This window comes from uncultured Novosphingobium sp. (genome assembly GCF_964277725.1).
Lineage (GTDB): Bacteria > Pseudomonadota > Alphaproteobacteria > Sphingomonadales > Sphingomonadaceae > Novosphingobium > Novosphingobium fluoreni.
On sequence record NZ_CAXYKL010000046.1, the window covers coordinates 1 to 3,533 of the forward strand.

Below are 3,533 nucleotides of genomic sequence, written 5' to 3' on the forward strand. Positions count from 1 at the left end.
GCACCGGGCATCGGCTCGTTGCGCGAACAATGAGTGCTTCTGATAAATCGCCGCAAATCGTCTGGCTCAGGCGCGATTTGCGACTGGCCGATCAACCCGCGTTGTCCGCTGCTGCCGAACAAGGCCCTGTCATCGCGGTCTATGTGCTGGATGACAAGACAGCGGGCGATCGCAAGCTAGGCGGGGCATCACGCTGGTGGCTGCACCACAGTCTGGAAGCCCTGGACAAGAGCCTGGGCCGTCATGGCTCCAAGCTGATCCTGCGCAAGGGCGACAGCGCGAAGGAAATTGCGGCTATCGTCAAGGAGACCGACGCAGCCGCCGTTCATGCTATCCATCATTATGAGCCGTGGTGGCGCGATGCCGAAGCGGCATTGGCAAAATCTGTCGACCTGTGTCTTCACGATGGAAACTACTTGGCTCCGCCTGGCACGGCTACAACGGGCTCTGGCCAGCCGTTCAAGATCTACACGCCCTTTGCCCGGGCGTTGCAGGCGATGCTTCCCCTGCGGGAGCCCTTGTCAGAGCCGAAACTTCACGCGCCCGGCAAATGGCCCAAGTCTGATAAGCTTGCGGACTGGGCCCTACTGCCCAGCAAGCCGGATTGGTCAGGCGGCTTTGGAAAGGAATGGACGCCCGGAGAGCGGGAGGCCCAAGATCGGCTCGACCACTTCCTCGATATAGTCAAAGACTACGACGAGGATCGCAACCTTCCCTCGATGGAGGGATCGTCTCGACTGTCACCGCATCTCCACTGGGGGGAGATTTCACCGGTCCAGGTGTGGCATGCGCTGCAAGGAAAGCGCGGCAAAGGCGCAGATACATTCCGGGGTGAGATCATCTGGCGCGATTACGCCCAGAACATCATCGCGCAGTACCCGCGATATCCGGAAAAAAGTTACCGCGACGCTTTTGGCAAATTCGCTTGGCGCGATCCGCAAAAGAGCAGCGGTCCGGCAAAGGACCTCAAGGCCTGGCAGCGGGGCCGTACGGGTTATCCGATCGTCGATGCTGGAATGCGACAATTGTGGACGACCGGATGGATGCATAATCGCGTCCGCATGATCGCGGCCAGCTTCCTGATCAAGCACCTGCTTATCGACTGGCGGGAAGGCGAGCAGTGGTTCTGGGATACGCTGGTCGATGCAGATTACGGAAACAATGGCGTGAATTGGCAGTGGGTTTCAGGGTCGGGCGTCGATTCCAATATGTTCACGCGGATCATGGCGCCGTTGACGCAATCGCCAAAGTTCGACGCCGCAGAGTATATTCGTGAGTGGGTGTCGGAACTGAAAGGATTGTCGGATGCCGATATCCACGATCCCGAGGAGGAAAAGCGGCCCGAGGATTATCCGGCAAAGATCATCGGCCATAAGGAAGCGCGCGAGCGGGCGCTGGAGGCCTATCGAAAGGCGAAAGGCTAGCCCCTCTCAGCCGCGGTAGACGCCTTCGCCCTGCCAGCGCAGGAGGATCGCCTCGTATTGCAACGGGCCGAGCAGGTCATCGAACGCACAGCCGATCAGCCCCTGCTCCCACCACACGACCTTGGCCTGGATCGCTTCTTGGCCGGGAAGTGTCAGCCAGCACACGGTACCCGGCAGAACCTGGCTGATCGCTGTCGCCGAAAAGCCCGACAGCGACAGATTTCGCACGACGGTCTGGATCTTCTTGCCCCCGGCGGGTCGTAAGGTGGCCGGGATCGAAAGGCGCATGCGATGCGCGCTGCGGTCTTCCTGTGCCGCGAAGGCGTACTTGTCGGTCTGAGCGCTGCTCATCATCGCTGTCCGCTTATCTCTCAGACGGGAATACCCCATCGTTGTAAGGAGATATGACGACAGTAGGTTTCCGTGAAATTACCGGTTGGGGTTAACGGTCTCGCGGTGCCCGGTAAGGAAAGATTCGCCCATAAGCGCGACAATCCGATCGGCGACGACTTCCGGCGGTTTCACGGATGCAGGATCTTCACCGGGATAGGCACGCGCGCGCATTGCCGTCCGCGTGGCGCCGGGATTCACGATCGCTACGCGTATTTTGGAAAGGTTTGCCACTTCTTGCGCATAGCAATCGAGCAAAACTTCGAACGCCGCCTTCGTCGAGCCATAGGCCCCCCAGAATGCCCGGGGGGACGCGGCGACGGTCGTGGTCAGCCCTACCACGCGGCCATCCGGGCTGGCGCGGAGCAGCTGGTGGAAGTTTGCTAACAGCGCCTGGGTGGCAAGGACGTTCACCGTCATCGCCTTGTTCCAGGCCTTCTGGTCAATGTCCGTTACGGAACTGAGTTGCGGCAACAGAGCCGCATTGATGACCAGCATGTCCAGCTTGTCCCAACGCTGGCCGATCGCGGTGGCGAGGCGGGCGATGCCATCAGGCTCTGCCAGATCGACCGGCGCGATCGTGGCAGAGCCGCCGGCCGCGAAGATCGCTTCTTCGACCGCTTCCAGTTCCTTGGTGCTGCGGGCCGTCATCACAACGTGAGCACCAGCGGCGGCCAGCGCCTTAGCTGTCGCGGCGCCAATACCCCGGCTTGCGCCCGTGACGAGCGCGGTCTGTCCCGCAAATACCATGGACTTAGGCGACCTTGTTGACGGGCAGGGTGAGGAGGTCTGGTTTGTCCTTCTCGGCCAGATCGGTCAGGCTCGTCGGATATTCGCCGCTGAAGCAGGCATCGCAGAACTGCGGACAGGCGTTGTTGCGTTCCGCCTCACCAACGGCGCGGTACAGGCCGTCGATAGAAACGAAAGCCAAGCTGTCTGCTTTGATACATTCGGCCATGGCCTCGGTGTCCATGTTCGCGGCGAGTAGCTTGGACCGCTCTGGCGTATCGACGCCGTAGAAGCAGGAGTGCCCGGTGGGCGGGCTGGCGATACGCATATGGACTTCGGCGGCACCGGCATCACGCATCATCTCGACGATCTTCATCGAGGTTGTGCCGCGCACGATCGAGTCGTCGATCAGGATGACACGCTTGCCCTCGATAATCGCGCGATTGGCATTGTGCTTGCGCTTCACATCAGCATGGCGCGCGCCTTCGGACGGCTGAATGAAGGTACGGCCGACGTAGTGCGAACGAATGATGCCCAGTTCGAACGGGATGCCGGATTCCTGGGCGTAGCCGATAGCCGCCGGAACACCGCTGTCCGGTACCGGGATCACAAGGTCGGCGTCTGCTGGCGATTCCTTGGCCAGCTCCACGCCGATCTGCTTGCGCACGGAATAGACCGAGCGGCCGTCCATCACCGAATCGGGGCGGCTGAAATAGACATGCTCGAAGATGCACGGGCGCGGGGCAGGGTTGCCGAAGGGGCGGTGACTGGAAACCACGCCCTTGTGATCGACCTGCACCATCTCGCCCGGCTCAATCGAGCGGACGAACTCCGCGCCGATCACGTCCAGCGCCACGGTCTCACTGGCGAAGATCGTCGCGTCCCCCAGGCGGCCCATCACCAACGGACGGATGCCCAAGGGATCGCGGCAGGCGATCATGCCCTGTTCGGTCATGCAGATCAGCGAATATGCGCCCTCCACCATGCGCA

At 61.3% G+C, this 3,533-nt stretch carries 4 protein-coding genes; 1 reads left to right on the plus strand and 3 read right to left on the minus strand.

Going from position 1 to position 3,533, the window contains the following annotated elements; translation table 11 throughout:
* Window positions 1-29: 29 nt before the first annotated feature.
* On the plus strand, window positions 30-1,424 hold the full coding sequence (locus ACHWRX_RS02905) for a cryptochrome/photolyase family protein (protein ID WP_394658029.1): 1,395 nt from the start codon (window positions 30-32) through the stop codon (window positions 1,422-1,424).
* A 6-nt stretch (window positions 1,425-1,430) separates the two neighbouring features.
* Here the strand turns inward: ACHWRX_RS02905 and ACHWRX_RS02910 are convergent, their stop codons facing one another.
* From ACHWRX_RS02910 to ACHWRX_RS02920, 3 genes are all read right to left on the minus strand, one after another.
* Window positions 1,431-1,778 (minus strand): PilZ domain-containing protein, encoded by a 348-nt coding sequence (locus tag ACHWRX_RS02910; protein ID WP_394658026.1) that lies wholly within the window; start codon window positions 1,776-1,778, stop codon window positions 1,431-1,433.
* A gap of 75 nt (window positions 1,779-1,853) precedes the next feature.
* Window positions 1,854-2,564, minus strand: coding sequence for an SDR family NAD(P)-dependent oxidoreductase (locus ACHWRX_RS02915; RefSeq protein ID WP_394658027.1), 711 nt, complete (start codon window positions 2,562-2,564; stop codon window positions 1,854-1,856).
* 4 nt (window positions 2,565-2,568) lie between these two features.
* On the minus strand, window positions 2,569-3,533 hold a 965-nt coding region (locus ACHWRX_RS02920), incomplete at its 5' end, for an amidophosphoribosyltransferase (protein ID WP_394658028.1).

Bases quoted from the DNA above. Each gene is read 5' to 3' on its own strand.
- ACHWRX_RS02905 (WP_394658029.1), top strand. From the start codon at position 30: ATGAGTGCTTCTGATAAATCGCCGCAAATCGTCTGGCTCAGGCGCGAT.
- ACHWRX_RS02915 (WP_394658027.1), bottom strand. From the start codon at position 2,564: ATGGTATTTGCGGGACAGACCGCGCTCGTCACGGGCGCAAGCCGGGGT.
- ACHWRX_RS02910 (WP_394658026.1), bottom strand. From the start codon at position 1,778: ATGATGAGCAGCGCTCAGACCGACAAGTACGCCTTCGCGGCACAGGAA.